The organism is Streptococcus sp. HPH0090 (assembly GCF_000411475.1).
Taxonomy (GTDB): Bacteria; Bacillota; Bacilli; order Lactobacillales; family Streptococcaceae; genus Streptococcus.
On sequence record NZ_KE150464.1, the window covers coordinates 677284 to 694647 of the forward strand.

22 protein-coding genes are annotated in these 17364 nt (G+C 37.2%); all 22 read right to left on the bottom strand.

Translation table 11 applies throughout. The annotated features are described in order from the left end of the window. Nucleotides 1-2: 2 nt before the first annotated feature. On the bottom strand, nucleotides 3-887 hold the full coding sequence (gene pstA, locus HMPREF1481_RS05270) for a phosphate ABC transporter permease PstA (protein ID WP_006150807.1): 885 nt from the start codon (nucleotides 885-887) through the stop codon (nucleotides 3-5). Then, nucleotides 877-1794: a phosphate ABC transporter permease subunit PstC gene (pstC, locus tag HMPREF1481_RS05275; RefSeq protein WP_006148223.1), complete on the bottom strand. Its 918-nt coding sequence runs from the start codon at nucleotides 1792-1794 to the stop codon at nucleotides 877-879. Before pstC ends, pstA begins: the two co-directional genes overlap by 11 nt. Next, on the bottom strand, nucleotides 1794-2672 hold the full coding sequence (locus HMPREF1481_RS05280; RefSeq protein WP_016466009.1) for a phosphate ABC transporter substrate-binding protein PstS family protein: 879 nt from the start codon (nucleotides 2670-2672) through the stop codon (nucleotides 1794-1796). The genes pstC and HMPREF1481_RS05280 overlap by 1 nt, the downstream gene beginning before the upstream one ends. A 116-nt stretch (nucleotides 2673-2788) precedes the next feature. Then, nucleotides 2789-4096: an RsmF rRNA methyltransferase first C-terminal domain-containing protein gene (locus tag HMPREF1481_RS05285; protein ID WP_016466010.1), complete on the bottom strand. Its 1308-nt coding sequence runs from the start codon at nucleotides 4094-4096 to the stop codon at nucleotides 2789-2791. A 6-nt stretch (nucleotides 4097-4102) separates the two neighbouring features. Next, nucleotides 4103-4870, bottom strand: a complete 768-nt coding sequence (locus HMPREF1481_RS05290; protein ID WP_016466011.1) for an inositol monophosphatase family protein — start codon at nucleotides 4868-4870, stop codon at nucleotides 4103-4105. Further along, a complete protein-coding gene (locus HMPREF1481_RS05295; RefSeq protein WP_016466012.1) occupies nucleotides 4860-5138 on the bottom strand; it encodes a UPF0223 family protein in 279 nt (92 codons plus the stop codon). The genes HMPREF1481_RS05290 and HMPREF1481_RS05295 overlap by 11 nt, the downstream gene beginning before the upstream one ends. Then, nucleotides 5139-5540 carry a Spx/MgsR family RNA polymerase-binding regulatory protein gene (locus HMPREF1481_RS05300; RefSeq protein WP_016466013.1) on the bottom strand — a complete coding sequence of 134 codons (402 nt, stop codon included), beginning with the start codon at nucleotides 5538-5540 and terminating at the stop codon, nucleotides 5139-5141. Nucleotides 5541-5685: 145 nt separating this feature from the next. After that, the gene (locus HMPREF1481_RS05305) at nucleotides 5686-6309 is read right to left on the bottom strand and encodes a TIGR01906 family membrane protein (RefSeq protein ID WP_016466014.1); all 624 of its coding nucleotides are present in this window, start codon (nucleotides 6307-6309) and stop codon (nucleotides 5686-5688) included. Further along, entirely contained in the window at nucleotides 6299-7072 is a 774-nt protein-coding gene (locus HMPREF1481_RS05310) for a TIGR01457 family HAD-type hydrolase (protein WP_016466015.1), read from the bottom strand. The genes HMPREF1481_RS05305 and HMPREF1481_RS05310 overlap by 11 nt, the downstream gene beginning before the upstream one ends. A gap of 10 nt (nucleotides 7073-7082) precedes the next feature. Then, nucleotides 7083-7820 carry an acyl-[acyl-carrier-protein] thioesterase gene (locus tag HMPREF1481_RS05315; RefSeq protein ID WP_016466016.1) on the bottom strand — a complete coding sequence of 246 codons (738 nt, stop codon included), beginning with the start codon at nucleotides 7818-7820 and terminating at the stop codon, nucleotides 7083-7085. Nucleotides 7821-7824: 4 nt separating this feature from the next. Then, a complete protein-coding gene (gene hemW, locus HMPREF1481_RS05320; RefSeq protein WP_016466017.1) occupies nucleotides 7825-8955 on the bottom strand; it encodes a radical SAM family heme chaperone HemW in 1131 nt (376 codons plus the stop codon). Between the two features lie 85 nt (nucleotides 8956-9040). Beyond that, the gene (locus tag HMPREF1481_RS05325) at nucleotides 9041-9436 is read right to left on the bottom strand and encodes a YtxH domain-containing protein (RefSeq protein ID WP_016466018.1); all 396 of its coding nucleotides are present in this window, start codon (nucleotides 9434-9436) and stop codon (nucleotides 9041-9043) included. 14 nt (nucleotides 9437-9450) lie between these two features. After that, nucleotides 9451-9834, bottom strand: a complete 384-nt coding sequence (locus HMPREF1481_RS05330) for a DUF948 domain-containing protein (RefSeq protein ID WP_016466019.1) — start codon at nucleotides 9832-9834, stop codon at nucleotides 9451-9453. Between the two features lies 1 nt (nucleotide 9835). Then, a complete protein-coding gene (gene lgt / locus HMPREF1481_RS05335; RefSeq protein ID WP_016466020.1) occupies nucleotides 9836-10624 on the bottom strand; it encodes a prolipoprotein diacylglyceryl transferase in 789 nt (262 codons plus the stop codon). Next, entirely contained in the window at nucleotides 10617-11552 is a 936-nt protein-coding gene (hprK, locus tag HMPREF1481_RS05340) for an HPr(Ser) kinase/phosphatase (protein WP_016466021.1), read from the bottom strand. The genes lgt and hprK overlap by 8 nt, the downstream gene beginning before the upstream one ends. A gap of 200 nt (nucleotides 11553-11752) precedes the next feature. Continuing rightward, nucleotides 11753-13429 carry an LPXTG cell wall anchor domain-containing protein gene (locus HMPREF1481_RS05345; RefSeq protein ID WP_016466022.1) on the bottom strand — a complete coding sequence of 559 codons (1677 nt, stop codon included), beginning with the start codon at nucleotides 13427-13429 and terminating at the stop codon, nucleotides 11753-11755. A gap of 404 nt (nucleotides 13430-13833) precedes the next feature. Next, the gene (locus tag HMPREF1481_RS05350; protein ID WP_016466023.1) at nucleotides 13834-14967 is read right to left on the bottom strand and encodes a site-specific integrase; all 1134 of its coding nucleotides are present in this window, start codon (nucleotides 14965-14967) and stop codon (nucleotides 13834-13836) included. Nucleotides 14968-15006: 39 nt separating this feature from the next. Next, entirely contained in the window at nucleotides 15007-15342 is a 336-nt protein-coding gene (locus HMPREF1481_RS05355) for a DUF771 domain-containing protein (protein ID WP_016466024.1), read from the bottom strand. 49 nt (nucleotides 15343-15391) lie between these two features. Beyond that, nucleotides 15392-15637 (bottom strand): DUF4160 domain-containing protein, encoded by a 246-nt coding sequence (locus tag HMPREF1481_RS05360; RefSeq protein WP_016466025.1) that lies wholly within the window; start codon nucleotides 15635-15637, stop codon nucleotides 15392-15394. Continuing rightward, the gene (locus HMPREF1481_RS05365; protein ID WP_016466026.1) at nucleotides 15630-15881 is read right to left on the bottom strand and encodes a hypothetical protein; all 252 of its coding nucleotides are present in this window, start codon (nucleotides 15879-15881) and stop codon (nucleotides 15630-15632) included. Before HMPREF1481_RS05365 ends, HMPREF1481_RS05360 begins: the two co-directional genes overlap by 8 nt. Before the next feature lie 59 nt (nucleotides 15882-15940). Next, on the bottom strand, nucleotides 15941-16450 hold the full coding sequence (locus HMPREF1481_RS05370) for a hypothetical protein (protein ID WP_016466027.1): 510 nt from the start codon (nucleotides 16448-16450) through the stop codon (nucleotides 15941-15943). A gap of 91 nt (nucleotides 16451-16541) precedes the next feature. After that, on the bottom strand, nucleotides 16542-17360 hold the full coding sequence (locus HMPREF1481_RS05375) for an LPXTG cell wall anchor domain-containing protein (RefSeq protein ID WP_016466028.1): 819 nt from the start codon (nucleotides 17358-17360) through the stop codon (nucleotides 16542-16544). Nucleotides 17361-17364: the final 4 nt, after the last annotated feature.

A 17364-nucleotide genomic window follows, 5' to 3' on the forward strand; every position in this document is an offset into this window, starting at 1 on the left:
CTTTAGGCAGCAGTTAATTTCTTATGTAGATAGCTTCCAAGTTTACGAGCTCCAAAGTTAAAAATCAAGATAAAGATGAGGAGCACCGCAGCAGAACCTGCTGAAACAAGAGTTCCATCAGGAATAGTTCCTTCACTGTTGACTTTCCAGATATGAACAGCCAAGGTTTCTGCTTGACGGAAGATAGAGATTGGACTAGATACACTTAGAACGTTCCAGTTAGACCAGTCAAGTGCTGGTGCTGATTGTCCTGCTGTGTAGATAAGAGCTGCAGCCTCACCAAAAATACGACCTGATGCAAGTACCACACCAGTAACAATACCAGGTAAAGCTTCAGGAATGACAACATGAAGAACTGTTTCCCAACGAGAAAGTCCAAGTGCTAAACCAGCTTCACGTTGTGTATGGTGAACGTGTTTCAAACTGTCTTCAACATTACGTGTCATCTGTGGAAGGTTAAAGACGGTCAAAGCCAAGGCACCTGAAATAATTGAAAATCCATATTCAAACTGAACGACAAAGATAAGGTAACCAAAGAGACCGACTACGACAGATGGTAGAGATGACAAGATTTCAATACAGGTACGAACGAAGTTGGTAACACGGCCTTTTTTAGCATACTCAGCCAAGTAAATTCCAGCCCCCATGGATAATGGTACAGAAATGAATAAGGTGATGACCAAAAGGAAGAAGGAATTATAAAGCTGAATTCCAATACCACCACCTGCTTGATAAGAAGATGATTTTCCTGTCAAAAATGACCATGAAACATGAGGCAAGCCTCGAACCAGAATATAAAGAATCAAAGAAGCTAGAATTGTCACGATGATTCCTGCGATGGTATAGAGGACAGCTGTTGCAAGTTTATCTAATTTCTTAGCGTGCATAGTTTTTCTTTCCTCTTTCTTTCGTAATCAATTTAATCACACTGTTGAAGGCCAAGCTCATCAAGAGCAATACTAGAGCCAGTGACCAAAGAACATTATTATCAACAGTTCCCATAACGGTATTACCAATTCCCATGGTCAATACAGATGTTAAAGTCGCTGCTGGTGTCGTCAATGAAGTTGGAACAACGGCTGAGTTACCGACAACCATCTGAATCGCAAGGGCTTCACCAAAAGCACGCGCCATCCCAAAAACCACTGCAGTAAAAATACCTGAACGAGCAGCCTTCAAGGTCACACGCCAAATGGTTTGCCAACGAGTTGCTCCCATCGCTAAACTAGCTTCACGGTAGTGTCGAGGAACAGCACGCAGACTATCCGTTGTCATAAAGGTAACAGTTGGTAAAATCATGACAAAGAGAACGAAAATCCCTGATAAAATCCCAAAACCAGTACCACCAAAGACAGTACGTACAAAAGGTACCACGACCTGCAAACCGATAAATCCATAAACTACTGAAGGAATCCCAACTAGGAGCTCGATAGCTGGTTGTAAAATCTTAGCTCCTTTTGGTGATACTTCTGTCATAAAGACTGCTGCCCCAATGGCAAATGGTGTAGCAATCAAAGCTGATAGGATGGTAACAATAAAGGAACCTAAAATCATTGGAAGGGCACCAAATTGTTTACCTGATGGATTCCAAGTTGCACCAAATAGAAAATCAAAAATATTCACACCATTGACAAAGAAGGTTGACAAACCTTTTTGTGCTACAAAAATCAAAATCATAGCCACAATGATAACAATCAAAGAGAGGCAGGCAAAAGTTAGCCCTTTCCCTAATTTCTCAAGACGAGAGTTCTTTGAAGGAGAGAGCAATTTTTTAGATAATTCTTCTTGATTCATTATTGACTCCCTTCTATTGCTGTCACAGTACCTGCAGCATCTTTTTCAACCTTCATTTCCTTGACAGAAATATAGCCCATTCCCTTAACGATTCCGTTCTGAACTTCGTCTGAAAGAACAAAGTTCAAGAATTCGGTAACCAATTCATTTGGTTCACCAAGTGTATACATGTGTTCATAAGACCACAAAGGCCAATTATTAGTAGTTACATTCTCTGAAGTTGGTTCATAGCCATTAAGTTTGATGGTCCCAACTGAATCATCAACATATGCAAATGCTAGGTAGGAAATAGCTCCAGGGGTTTGGGAAACGATTGATTTAACCATACCATTAGAATCTTGTTCCTGACTCTGAATCGCAGATTGACCATTCATAATCACACTATCAAAGGTCGCACGAGAACCTGAACTCGCAGCACGGTTGATAATAGAAATAGCCAAATCTTTCCCACCAACTTCTTTCCAGTTGGTAATTTCTCCTATAAAGATTTGTCGGAGCTGGTCCGTCGTTAGATTATCGACATCCACCTCTTTATTAATAATAACAGCAATTCCAGCAACGGCTACCTTATGGTCTACCAAGGCAGAGGCATCAATCCCGTCTTTTTCCTCAGCAAATACATCAGAGTTCCCAACATCTACTGCACCTGACTGAACTTGAGATAGACCTGTACCAGATCCACCACCTTGAACATTGACTGTTTTACCAATGTGAGCTGACGCAAACTCATCTGCTGCCGCCTCGACTAAAGGTTGAAGGGCATTTGAACCGACAGCCGTCATAGACTCCCCACGGTCAATCCAACTTGCACACCCTGCTAGCGAACCAGCAAGTAAAAGAGTTGCAAGAGAGAGGGTGAGTTTTTTAAATTTTTTCACTATTTGTCTCCTTGAAAATAATGATGAATAACCCGGATTTTCGTCCTTATTTTCTAACGTTTTTCACGAAAAATCCACACTTCCACTATAACATAGAATACTGATTTTGACTAGTTTTATACCTTAAACCTCAAGCCCTTGGGGAAATAATTCTTTAGAGTATTTCCTGTCACTTTAGCAAAGCCCAGACCATTCCCACCAACCAAAACTTGGTACCAACCATTTGGCAGAGTTTCAGACAATTGAACTGTCTCACCGGCCACGTATTTAACGAAGTCTTCTTGATGAATTTCAATTGATTGTTTGACTTGGCTTGGTTTTAAAGCTAATCCAAGTGCAAAGCTTGGTTCAAAACGATTTTTCTTAAAAGTTCCAAGATGGAGTCCGTTTCGAGCAATCTTAAGTTTACCCAAATCGGGTAAGACTTCTGGCAAGAGATACAGTTGCTCCCCAAAAGCTTGTAAGACTCCAGTCAATTTTTCTTTTAAATGTTTCTCCTCAAAATCCTGCCATAAAGAAAGCTGTTCTCGAGAGAGATTAGCCTTAGATGGTTTGAATTTAGAGGCCTTATTTTCCCCTCTAAATTGTAAATGAGCGACAAACTGTCCTTCTCCCTTAAAATGGTGAGGATACATACGAGCTGTTTCAGGTAAGTCAATCCCAGGTACCATCCCATTGATAGGTTCAACTGGAATCAATTCAAAATCATAGTTTTCCAGTAACCAGCTGATGATTTCTTCATTTTCTTCTGGAGCCCATGTACAGGTAGAATAAACCAAACGACCACCATCAGCCAACATGGTAACCGCATCTTCTAAAATCTCACGTTGTAGGCTAGCACACTGTCTTGGGTATTCTTCACTCCAATAGTCCATGGCATCAGGTTGTTTTCGGAACATCCCCTCACCTGAACATGGTGCATCTAGAACAATTAGGTCAAAATATCCCTTAAATACTTTTGCCAAACGATCGGCAGATTCATTAGTTACAACTACATTTGTCGCACCAAAACGTTCCATATTTTCAACCAGTATTTTTGCTCGCTTACTTGAAATTTCATTGGAAACGAGGAGCCCCTCACCTGCTAGATAGGCTGCCAATTGTGTCGATTTTCCACCCGGTGCTGCTGCCAAATCCAAGACCTTCATGCCAGGACTTGGCTGAGCTACTTGCGCCACCATTTGTGCAGCCGGTTCTTGGGAATAGACCAGACCAGTTACATGCTCTGGAGACTTTCCAGAAACCTTACCATAGTAGCCCCAAGGTGTATTTGGAATAGCGTCTGAAAAAGAAACTTGACTTTCTTTTAAGGGATTGATACGAAAGGCATTAACGGCTTCATCATCAAAAGAGGCAAGAAAAGCTCTTGCCTCATCTCCCAATATAGTTTCGTATTTTTTTACAAATCCTTCTGGAAATTGCATGTAAGATTATTTCCTTTCGTAGATATAGGATTGAATTTCATCTTTCATCTCGACTGGTACCATCATAACGGCCTGCCGTGTTTGGAAATCAACTTCCTCACCAGCAATCGTAAGAACCTTATAACCTAAACTTTCACCTAGGATACTTGCTGCTGCATAATCCCAGGGTTGAAGATAAGTGATATACGTTAGTAGTCGTCCTGATAGTACCTTTGCAAAACTAATTGCAGCACTGCCATAAACTCGTGTGCCAAGTGCAGCATTTCCCAAATCTGCTAAGCCCCATTCGTTGCTTTCTAGCATACCAGAATTACCAGCCACCAAAAATTCTCTCAAAGGTTTCTTTTTAAATGCTGGTAAAGGTTCATCATTGCGACAAGGCGGAAAGTCTCCTCCACCATGGTAGCAGTCACCTTTCATAACATCATAGATAATCCCAAATTTCCCAACACCATCCTCAAAATAGGCTAGCATAACGGCAAAATCTTCACCTTGTGCTACGAAGTTGTTGGTCCCATCAATGGGATCGATAATCCATACACAACCTTGTCCTACTGCTGCACGCATACATCCTTCTTCTGCACAAAATAAATCATCGGGATAACGAGATCGAATTTTCTCAATGAGTAAGGCTTGAACTTCTTTATCTAACTTAGTGACCAAATCTGTAGGCGAAGATTTTCTCTCAACATGGAGATCTTCTTTCATATGTTCAAGAATATATTCTCCAGCTTCCCTAACAATTTCTTTGGCAAATGTAAATTTATTTTCCAAGTGAAATCTTCCCTTCTCCTTTTTCTTTTGCCAATTGGACTGCACGGTAGAAAGAATATCCACTAACTGCTTCAAATTCACGTCCCAAACGTTTTTCTTCACTCTTACTTGGAACAACTGACTTGAATAACTTGTAGGAATCTAATAGTTTTTTTGCTTCTACCTTAGTTTCATAGGCAGCTTCAACATCATTAAAAAAAGAAAGCACTGAAGCAAGTTCTTCAGTGCTCCACGACAAATCTAGTGGGTAACTATACTGTTTATTCATCTAATTAATACCAGCTCTCAATGTAGCTTCTTTCAATTCTTGCTTACGATAACTACGAGGAAGAAACGCACGAATTTCATCTTCATTAAAGCCAATCTGCATACGTTTATCATCAATGATAATAGGACGACGCAAAAGACTAGGGTATTGCTCAATTAAACTAAGCAACTCCGTCACCGAGATACTTTCCACATCGATATTTAATTTTTGGAAAATTTTTGAACGAGTTGAAATGATGTCATCGGTACCGTTTTCGGTCAAGGAAAGAATGTGTTGCAACTCTTTTCTTGATAAAGGACTGGTCATAATATTGTGCTCTTGGAAAGGCACCTTATGATTATCTAGCCAAGCCTTTGCCTTACGACATGATGTACAACTCGGTGATAAAAATAGTGTAATCATGCTATTCTCTTCTTTGCATACTTTTCTCACTCTATTATACAAAAAAATAAAGCGCTTGACTAGTTATTTCCGTAAAAAAACCTATTTTTTCAAGAAAATAGATTTTTCGCACATTCTTTTAAAACATTTTTATGCATTTATTCTTTTATTTGCCTGTTTTTCGACTTTTAAGATACATAAATCCAAAAATCAATTCATACAAGCAGAAAAATAAAAGAAAGGCATGAAGGAAAAAGTCCTCTGGTAGGATGAGAATGACTGGATCTTTTGCTGGATCAAAAAGCCAAGTATCATCTCCCACAAAAAGGATTTGATGAAATAAAGTAAAGAATTGTTCAAATCCAATGAAAATACCAACTAAAGCAAGAACCAGAGGTAGAGACAGCATAATAAAGAGGCCTCTGCGATATAGAAACAGAAAACCTTTCTGAATGACTTGCTTCCAAAAAAGATAGAAAATCGGTAGGGTAACTATCGCTACTCCTTGTGCTAGGTGAAAGAGTCCCTTCACAACCGCAAAATGATGGATGCCAGAAGGAGACGACGGAAAATCTGGCATTTTCAATGCTTGATTCAATGGATTGGTCAAATAATCCATCAAAACATTAAAGTTATGCTGGATTGTCTGAGGTTGGAAAGGAACACGACTTGTTAGGTGTAACCAAGAAATTTCCTGAGGATACATGAACCAAGCTAGATAAATGGTCAATAAAATAGAAAGCGAAAGGAGGAAAAGGAGACTTCCTCCAAAAGTTAATTTAGTTTTCATCGAAATTCCACTCCGCTAGACTTGAGAGAACATGGGTTGGAGCGATTGGTAGGTCTGCTACTTCTTCAGGTTTTGTAAATCCTGTCGTCACCAAAAGGCTAGGGATTCTATTATCAATACCAGCACGAATATCAGTCAGGTAATTATCCCCCACCATGACAATTTCTTCGCGCTCAAGCCCTAGGTGTTCAACAGCTTTGTCCATAATAATCGCATTCGGTTTTCCAATATAAACTGGTTTTACGCGAGTTGCTGCTTCGAGCAGAGTGACCAGTGAACCAGCACCAGGTAAAAGGCCTCGTTCCGTTGGGATGTTCAAATCTGGGTTAGTGCCGATAAAGTGAGCACCTTTGTGAATAGCTAGGGTTGCCGTAGCAAATTTTTCATAGTCTACTTGCCAGTCCAAACCAACAACCACATAGGCAGGGTTTTCTTTATCTTCAACGTAGCCTGCTGCTTTGATTGCTTCCTTGAGCCCCGCTTCTCCAATAACATAGACTGTCTTTTCAAGCCCCAAATCATTCATGTAATCAATAGTCGCTAAGGTTGCAGTATAAATTGTCGATACAGGTGTGTCGATGTTAAAGTGATTGGCTAACATCTCCTGAACACTCTCAGGTGTACGAGTGGTGTTATTTGTTACAAAGAGATAAGGAATCTCTCTTTTTTGCAATTCATGAACAAAAGCTTCACCTGCTGGGATTCTATCTTTCCCCTTATAGATTGTTCCGTCTAAATCAATTAAATAACCTTTATAAGTCATACATTTCCTTCTAATCTTTGTTAATTTCTTGCCAAGTTATTTTTGCCTGAGCATTGATATCCCCATCACTTGTAACTTGGTGATTACTTTCCAGTCCATTCAATTCGTAACTAGAAGTGATCATACCACCTGGTCGAACTTCCTTGACATATTTGAGGTTGATTTTTTTAGGAATATGATTGGTCAGAAAATCTGCTCCCATAACTTCAAAAACCCAGTCCAGGTATTTGCTGTTATTGACGTGACCATTCATATCCAAGTCATAAAAACGAACGTGGTAGTCCTTGCTAATCACTTCTTCTAACTCTGTGTATTTTGGCCCTCGGAGTAGTTTCTTAGAAAACTCAGATTGATAAGGTGCGACAATTTCTGGTTCTACAGGGTGAACCTTACGACTCTCACGATCCATAAGGACAAAGGTAGCTACCATGCGAATGATTTCTTGACCAGCTTCATCATAAATAGTAAATCGGCGGTAGCAAAATAGACGATTGTAAGTCAAGGCTTCCGTTTCAATTGTGATTTCCTCAGCAAATTGAGGTAAACGTACAACATCGATATCATAATCAGTGATAATCCAGACTAGATTATACTGTTCTAAAACATCCTTGTCACTCACTCCTAGATTAATGGATTGCATTCCTGATACTTGCAGGGACAACAAAATAACATCTGGCAACTTGATATGGCCATTCATATCAGCCATATCAAAAGGAATTTTCATCTTCATTTGATAAGTTAAGCCCATAATTTTACTCCAATATAAATCGTTCTGCTACTGTATCTCCTAGAAAGAGACCTTTTTTTGTCATTCGTATTTGTTGACCTTCTACTTGTAAAAGACCTTGATGACACAAATCTCTTACAACTTGACCATATAAATTTTCAAAAGATGTGCCAAATTTTTCTTCGAATCTTGCTTTTGAAACTCCTGTCTTCTTGCGAAGTCCAAGAAACATCTCTTCTTCCATTTGTTCCCTAAGACTCAGGAGTTCCTCATTGATGCGAGCATTGCCTTCTTCTACTGCCTTTAGATAATGGCGGATTGGCCCATGGTTTTTATAGCGAACACCGTTTACATAGCCAGACGCACCTGCACCTATACCATAATACTCAGCATTATCCCAGTACATAAGATTGTGACGACTTTCAAAGCCAGGTTTTGAAAAATTTGAAATTTCATAATGCTCAAAACCAGCAAGCTCTAATTCAGCAATGATATATTCAAACATTTCAGCCTCTACTTCTTCTTTAGGAAGTGGTAACTTCCCACGACGCATACGATTCATAAAGACCGTATGGTTTTCCAAAATCAAGCTATAGAGACTCATATGAGGAATATCAAGAGCAATTGCCTTAGCGACATTGTCCTTGACCTGATCCATGGTCTGCCCAGGAAGTGCGTAGATTAAGTCAATAGAGATATTATCAAAACCAGCCAATTTGAGGCGGTCAATATTTTCATAAATATCCTTCTCCAAATGACTACGACCAATTTTTTTTAGCATTTTGTCATCAAAGGTTTGGACACCCAACGAAACACGGTTGACCGCTGAATTTTTCAAAACTGCAATCTTGTCTTCATCCAAATCACCAGGATTAGCCTCAATGGTTAATTCTTCTAAGACTGACAAATCTAAGTTTTTAGTCAATCCATCCAGAAGCACCTCTAACTGTGGCGCAGACAAGGCTGTCGGTGTCCCTCCCCCAATATAGAGAGTACGCAACTTCTGAATGTCATAAGAATGAAATTCTTGCAGTAGATGTTCTAGATAGCTGTCTACTGGTTGATTTTTAATAAAGACCTTAGAAAAGTCACAATAATAACAGATTTGTGTGCAAAATGGAATGTGCACATAAGCTGATGTTGGTTTCTTCTGCATAGTATTTATTATACCACAAAGACTTCCCTCAAGAAAAAAATCACCATCTCCGACTCTAAGGGAATCAAAAATGGTGATTTCTTTTTTAATCTTCTTTGATTTCGATGATGATTTCTTGACCGTCTTCTGGATCTTCAACAACTACTTTTTCTTCCAATTGTTCCTTGAGATTGTTCAAGGTCTCTTTTGAAGCTTCAGTCGCTTGTTGAGCTAAAGATTTAGATTTTTCAAGAACTGAATCCAAGGTAATTTCGCCAGATTCTACTTGTTCTTTTGTCTTTAGAACAAAATCTCTGGTTTGTTCTTTGACTTCTGTCAATTTTTCAAGAGCTTGTTCCTTAGCATATTCTGGATCTTCTTTCAAATCTTCAATAAAGTCTTGTGCTTGACTCGTAACACGCTTCCCTTTTTCACTTGTTAGGAATAAGGCAACCGCAACACCTGAAACAGTTCCTAAAAGGATTGATGATAATTTACCCATGAGCTATCTCCTTTTTATTTTTTAAAAAATTTACTTGCAACACGAATAGCAGACAAACCTGCACTAGTTTTTAAAGTTCTTGAACCAGCAGACGATGCTTTTTTACTCAATACACGAGCTTGCTCATTTAGATCAGAAACAGAAACAGAAAGGTCTGCAACTGCTGTAAAGAGTGGATCAATCGTTGCAACTTTGACATTGATGTCATCAGCAAGAACATTGACCTTTGCAAGTAGTTCGTTTGTGTGATGTAGAGTAACATTTACATCTGAAGTTAAGGTTTTAACAGTAGTTTCAGTTTCATCGATTACACGACCAACTTTTTGAAGGGTAATAATCAAATAAACCAAGAATACAACCAAGGCAATTGCCACAATGATATAAGCAACTTCTAACATTTTAATTCTCCTTTTTCACATTATAAAATGGTGCTTTTTTTCGATTTTGATAAACGATAATATAAATTCCAAGTCCAATTAGAAGGACTGACAACCATTGAGATACTCGAAGTCCAAAGAACATGAGACTATCTGTTCGCATACCTTCAATGATCATACGTCCAAATCCATACCAAATTAGATAGAAGGCAGTGATATAACCACGACGAATACTCTTTAATCGACGTCTAAAAATAATAATCAATGCAAACCCAATGAGATTCCAGACAGATTCATAAAGGAAGGTTGGTTGACGATAGGAACCATCGATATACATCTGATTTTTAATAAAACCAGGTAAATAATCAAGGTTTTCCACAACCGCTCCGTAGGCTTCCTGGTTAAAGAAATTCCCCCAACGTCCAAGGCTCTGTGCAATCATAACACTTGGAGCAGCAATATCCAAGAAATCCCATGTGTTGATTAATCTACGTTCAGCAAAGAAATAGAGTACGATTGCTCCGGTGATTAAACCGCCGTATATGGCAAGACCACCATTCCAGATGGCAAAAATCTCTCCCATATGCTGACTATAGTAGTCAAATCTAAAAATGACATAATAAAGTCGAGCACCAATGATAGCTAAAGGAAAAGCAATTAAAATAAAGTCTAAAATGTCGTCGGATAAGATGTTCTTTTTTGGTGCTTCTTTACTTGCTAGATAGACTGCTAAAATAAGACCTGAAACAATGCAGAGTGCATACCATCTAATACCCAAAGGACCAATTTGAAAAGCAACTGGATCAATCATTCTTCATCTCGTTCCTTTCAATTAGTTTTGTCAATCGTTCTTCAAAGAGGCGTGTCGCATCAAAACCCATCTCCTTCGAACGATAATTCATTGCAGCCGCCTCGATAACGACAGAGATATTACGTCCTGTTTTTACTGGGATACGAATACGTGGAATAGAAACACCTGAAATTTCCAACTCTTCCGCATTATTCCCCAAACGGTCAAAGACCTTATCAGTATCGTAATTTTCTAAATAAACAGCCAATTGAACTTGTGAAGAATCCTTAACTGCACTAGCCCCATAAAGGCTCATAATATCAATAATACCAACGCCGCGGATTTCTAACAAATGTTTCAAGATTTCTGCTGGCTCACCCCAAAGTGTCATCTCATCTTTCGCATAGATATCCACGCGATCATCTGCGACTAGACGATGTCCGCGTTTGACCAACTCAAGTCCGGTTTCACTCTTACCGATACCACTATCACCTTGAATCAAAACACCCATACCATAAATATCCATCAAGACACCGTGCACACTTGCACGTTCAGCCAAGCGAGAATCCAGGTAACTTGACAATTCACCAGACAGACGACTTGTCGCTGTACGACTTGTTAAAATCGCGATTTTACATTCTCTAGCAGCTTTTAGCATTTCCTCAGGAACCACTAAACCACGCGCAACAATAACAGCAGGTGTTTCAGGTTGGAACAATTTCTTCAAAACCTGATAACGGTTGTGAGAAGACATACTAATGAGATAAGACCACTCCTTCATTCCCAATAATTGGATACGTTCCGGAGTATAGTAATCAAAATAGCCTGTCATTTCAAGACCCGGTCGACAAATATCGCCCGTATTGATTTCCTTTTCAAGTAATTCTGGCTCACCATAGACAATATCTAGTCTGAGCTTATCGATTACTTCTTTGACTAAAACCGACATATATTTCTCCTTCAATAGAGTTCTCCTACTATTATATCAGATTGTCGGAATAAGTTTATGTTTTTTACAGTCTTTATGCTATTTATTTAGAAATAACTTTTTAAGTGATTTATTCTAATGAAAAAGGGATTAGACAACAAATTCATGTCTAATCCCTTCCACTATTTTTAACAGTATTATTTACGAATAAATAGTGAACTTTAATTATCTTTTTTCTTTAGACCCAATACGCCAAGTCCTGTTACTAAGAGAGCTACACCTGTTGCGAACAATGATTCTTTAGAACCTGTATTTGGTAGTTCCTTTTTAGGTTCAGATGTTGTAGATGTAGTTTCAGGTGTTGTTTCTTCAGTTGTTTTACCTGGAGTTGTCTCAACTGTTGTTGTAGTTGTGGTTGTGGTTGTTGTAGTTGTTGTAGTTGTTGGTTGTTCAACTTTTTTATACCAGTGGATACGATTTCCTTCACGGTCTTTTTCTGTTTTTACAAATTCATATCCATCGATAGTAGCTGGATCCTTCCAACCCTTATCCTGTGGTTTAAGAGTTGCTTTTGTATCGATGTCTTTGTAGTCTGTCACAAGCGTATCAAGAACTAATTGTGCACCTGCAGAGTCATTAATGATACGGTAAATATAAATACCCTTTGAATCTTTCCCATCAATAGTTGCCGTAGCTACTTTCGAAACATCATATTGCATTTTTTCAAGATCGATCTTAGATTTATCAATAATGTTAATACGATTTTGACCAACACCGAAGAAAACTCCAAGTTCTTTTGGAACATCTCCTGAAATCATCTCAAGTGTGATTTTCTTAGCAGTAACAGAAGTCACTTTAAACTTAGGTGCTACACCTGTTGGGAACACATAAGCACCGTATTGGTTTACACTATAGCTACTATAGACAGGTAAGATAAAGTAAGCTTGGTGTGTATCACCAACTTTAATTGCTGTGTCACCACTTGTTTTCCACTCGATACCTGAAGCGTCATTGAATTCTAGTTCAACTGTTGAACCAACTTTCATCCCTTCACTTCCACGCACTTGGAATTGTGTTGAAGTGTCATATGAACCATCTGCATTGAACTTAATTGTATTTCCAGATGGTGTAAAGTGGATTGAGTTTGTCTCTGTCGCAAATTGTTCTACTTTAGGAATATCCACTGTACTTGTCACAGAAGAAGAGCCCACTTTAATCACTTGATTTAAAGTGTAGTTTTTATTTGCAATTACAGCTCCATTATAGGCGTTGTCTGATTTAATTTGGAACTTGACTTGTTTCAATACATCTGGTTGTTCAGCTTCAATAGCCTTCGTAAATGTAATTTTTAAAGTCGCGCGCGTTGATTCCAATTCAGCTTGTTGCATTTGAGCTGTATCGTTTGAACCTTGACGTGCTTTATTGATGTTTTCGAACGAAACAATTGAAATTTTACCAATTGTCTTACCTTCGTAAGTTACGTCCTTGCCATTTAGTTGATTTAAGACAGCGACGTTTTCTAATGTAACTGTAACATAGTCGCCTTCTTTCACATCATCATCTGTGACTGAAAAAGAAAGGTCTACATCTGTATAGTATTCATAATATTTAATGTCATGATTTTTTATAGTACCAGTCACTTGTGCATTTACTTCTTTAGCAGCACGTGCTGGAGTTTCTGTACTTGTTACTGCTTCTGCACTTGAATTTGTTGCTACTTCTGCACTTGTTGCTGATTCTGCTGTTGTTGCTGATTCTGCTGTTGTTGTCGAAGTTTGTTCAGCTGTCGTTGTTGCTTCTTCAGCTGTAATAATTCCTTGACTTTGAAGAGCTGCTAAAAGCACTCCAGTTGACAATAAAGTAATCAATAATTTTCCAAACCTTTTCTGGTTTTTCATCCCTTTTTTACCTCCGTGTAAATTTACACTATTATACTACAATTTTACTATATTTGTCTTTAAAATTCAACAGAAATGCCTGATTGTTTTTATATTTCAAATAATTTGTCTTACGCCTTCCAAACGCTTAACAATCTAACTCTAATCATAAATTATATGGAGAAAAAACAACCATCATTCAAGTACTTGAGACAAATCAACTGCAAATCGTTCAACGTCTATCACCAAGTCCCTTCCAGATTTTTCTAAGTAAATTCTTGGAAGTTCTTTTGTTAGTATTCTGTTTGCATCAGCCATATCTTGTGGATAGAGATATTAAACCCCCTAACAAGTGCTGTTATATCAACACTTCCAAGAATTGTCGGTCAAATTTTGGTCAAATTTTTCTTGTTCTTTTTTCTTCTTTATTCAACCATTAAATCTCTAATTGTATCATATTCTTTATCAATAACCTCTTGCAATACATGACCATAAGTCCTGATAAGTTGCTGAATATCTTTATGCCCCATCAACTTTGCAACTACCCATATATCAACTCCTTGTGACAATAAATATGATCCGTATGTATGCCTTCCTGAAGTCGCAGACATCTCCTGACTGCCAATTCCAAGTTCCGATAAACATACTCTTAAATATTTGTTTAAACCTGCATTAGTCGGTATTCTATACCTTCTATCATAGAAAACTAAATCTTCCTTATTCAAATCTTTACGATCATAAAGAACCATAGATTGTTCTTCTTTTAAATCTTTCAAAACTTGTAACAACTTATCGTCAACAGGAATCTCTCTAATTGAAGTCTTTGTTTTTGGAAGAGTAAATACTTGTTTATCACCTGAAAATCTCCGATATGTTTTGATCGTCCTATTTTCAAAATCAATATCAGACCAACAGACTGCCATTCCTTCACCAACCCTAAAACCTGTCTTAAATAAGAAATACAATAAATAAGGCATTACAGATTCTCTATAATTAAATTTTGACCGTAAATGAGATAACAAATCTTTATAGTTAGAAATACTATGAATATACTTATCTTCAATATCTCTACCAGCTAACCCAAATATTTTAACTCCATCAGTAAAGTCATTCATCACTATACCACTACGCTTACTAAACTTAACAACAGTCCGTATATCTGCATTTAAACGACCAACATATTCTTTAGTAACCTTTTCTCCATACTCATTTAATCGAATTTGATATTCTTTATGAGTAATTTGTACTGCTGGAATATCCGAAAAGAGTTTTTCTATCATCTTTCCTCTAAAACGATAGCCTTCTTTCGTAGATTCTGCCTTTTCTGAAGGTAAAATCATAAGATCATACCAATCTTTCCATAAATCAAACAAAGTAACCTTACTATCAAATCTAGCTGTATAATTTGATTGAAACAGCTTACGTTCTTTCTCTTGCGCTTCATTCATAGCTTCACGCTTCGTCTTAAAGCCTGAATTTGTCGCAATAACTTTGCCTTTTTTATCGAAAATTCGATAATCCCAAAGTTTACTCTTGCCACGCTGTCTATAACTTGCCACAATATCTCCTTTCTAAAACGGCAAATCATCACCATTCTATTATAACATCAATGATATTCTTTGATAGTTTTTATCAAAATATTCTCTAGTTTTCCTTGCAAGGAATCTATACGGTGAACCCTTACTCTTTGGATAAAGTACAAAACCATCTTCATTCTGCTCAATATCCACTTCCTTTTTAATCGCAGGATTCAACAAAATATCATTTACCAGTTTAGTCTTGCTAATTGATAATAATTCCTCAACCTTATCAATCGTCCACCATTGACCAACTTCTTCTTTTTGAAGCAAATCTAAATATTCAGTTCGACTAATCAAAACCATATCAGCAGGAATCGGAACTTCAATATTAAATACTTGTTTCTGCTCTTTCATTTAAAACTCCTTCACACAACAAAAAAACAAGCCATTTCTGACTTGTCCTTTAATATGCACTATTTTGATACTCATTCCATAATGCCTGAAATTCATCTGCATTTTCTAAAACATACTGTCTTACTATTTTCATATCTTTTGATTTTAATTTTCCATCTCGAAGTTCACCATTTAAAAACATTGATCCAACTTCTTCACCATGAATATAAATATGAATATGAGCCATCTGACCTTTATGGTTATGTTCATTCGGACGAATTTCAATACCATACTTCAAAAAAGAATACTTAGGCATGTAATAACCCCACGTAGTCCTTCCACGTTTCAAGGTAGTTATCACGATTTAATTCAATTTGTTTTTGCGCAAATCGTATATCATAGTCTGCTAAATCTAAATTTTCCACAACTTCACCTGTAAGAATACTAAATGTTCCAATCAATTCATCATCATCATACATACGCAAAATTGGATTGTTAGGATTTTTAGAAATATCTTCTTTAGTTACTTCTAAATTTGTAACACCAAACTCTTTAATCATGATTCCTTCTCCTTTCACTTTCTTTTATTATATCATTTTTTCTAAAATTGTCACTTACACTAATTAGTCAATTCAGACAATTTACTTTTAACACGTTTCAAAAGTTCTTGTGTTTCTTCTGTATTGCAATAACTTTCAAGAGAATCTAACTGCCCATGTATCTTTCTTAAAAGTGGATATGCTTGTAGCTGTCTTTCTAGATTAAAATTTCTACTAGATAAACTAGAATTTTCCACTTCCAATCTTGTTACTTCTTGAGTTAATGTTGAATTTTGAAGCACAACTTCCTTCATCAAATCCATCTTATCTATAATTTCTCCAGCCTTTGGAGTATTTTGAAACAAAATTTCTCTTAACAATTTCTCTTGTACCATTCTATCATAAATATATTTTGTATCTTTTTTTATAGAAACATAGTATTTAAACAATCTATTATTTCCTAAATATACTTCATCAGCCAATGCCTTCATCTCAACTTTAAGTACACTATTATCTCGTACTAGCTTAATCAATATTCCTACTAGTAAAATTATCGTCACAACAATTCCACTAACTATTACCCAATCCATAACTGAATACTCCTTAATCACTTTCTATTTCTGTCTTATTATATTTCTCAAAAAGAAAAAACAAGGTAGGAAATACCCTACCTTGCTGTTTTTAATCAAACTTACGCTTACCAATTACAGTTGCAATCAATCCTACAAATCCCCAAATAGTAGTAAAAATTGTACTAGCTGTTCCAGTATTCGGAAGGACTTTTAACTGACCTTCTTTATCCTTCAAAACAATAGTACCATCTTTTTGTTTCACAGCACCTACTTCGTAAGGCTCTTTTTCAGCATAATCACCTTCGCTTGTTTCAACTACAACTTTTCCTTGATTCGTTGAAACTACCTTGTGACCAGTATTTGTTTCAATAGGCTGTTCTTGAATATCTTCTTTAGTGACATTCAATGGTTTAGGAACATCAGACTCTTTCACACCAACATTATCTTCAGCCTTCTTTTTATCCTCCTGAACCTTTGGATCATCTTCCTTTTGAGAATCAGCTTTTGGCTTTTCCTCTTTTGGTTGATCTTCCTTCGGTTTTTCTGATGGAGTTGTAGGCTCTACTACGACACCTGTATTATCTTGTGAAGGCTCTTTTTCTGATTCCTTGCCAAGATTTTCAGAAGGCTTTTCTTCTTTAGGCTTTTCCTCTTTAGGCTTTTCTGATGGAGTTGTAGGCTCTACCACAACACCTGTATTATCTTGTGAAGGCTCTTTTTCTGATTCCTTACCAAGATTTTCAGCTTCAGCATTTACAGCAGGCACAACAGCAGGCTTATCTTCTTTTGGCTGTTCTGCAACAACTAGACCAGCAGTATCTTCTTTAGGAGTAACACTTCCACCCAAAGACAATTCATCAGCATTTACACCAGCTACAAAGCTACTCAATAGCGTTACACACGCTAAAGTTACAATTTTTTTATTCATATTT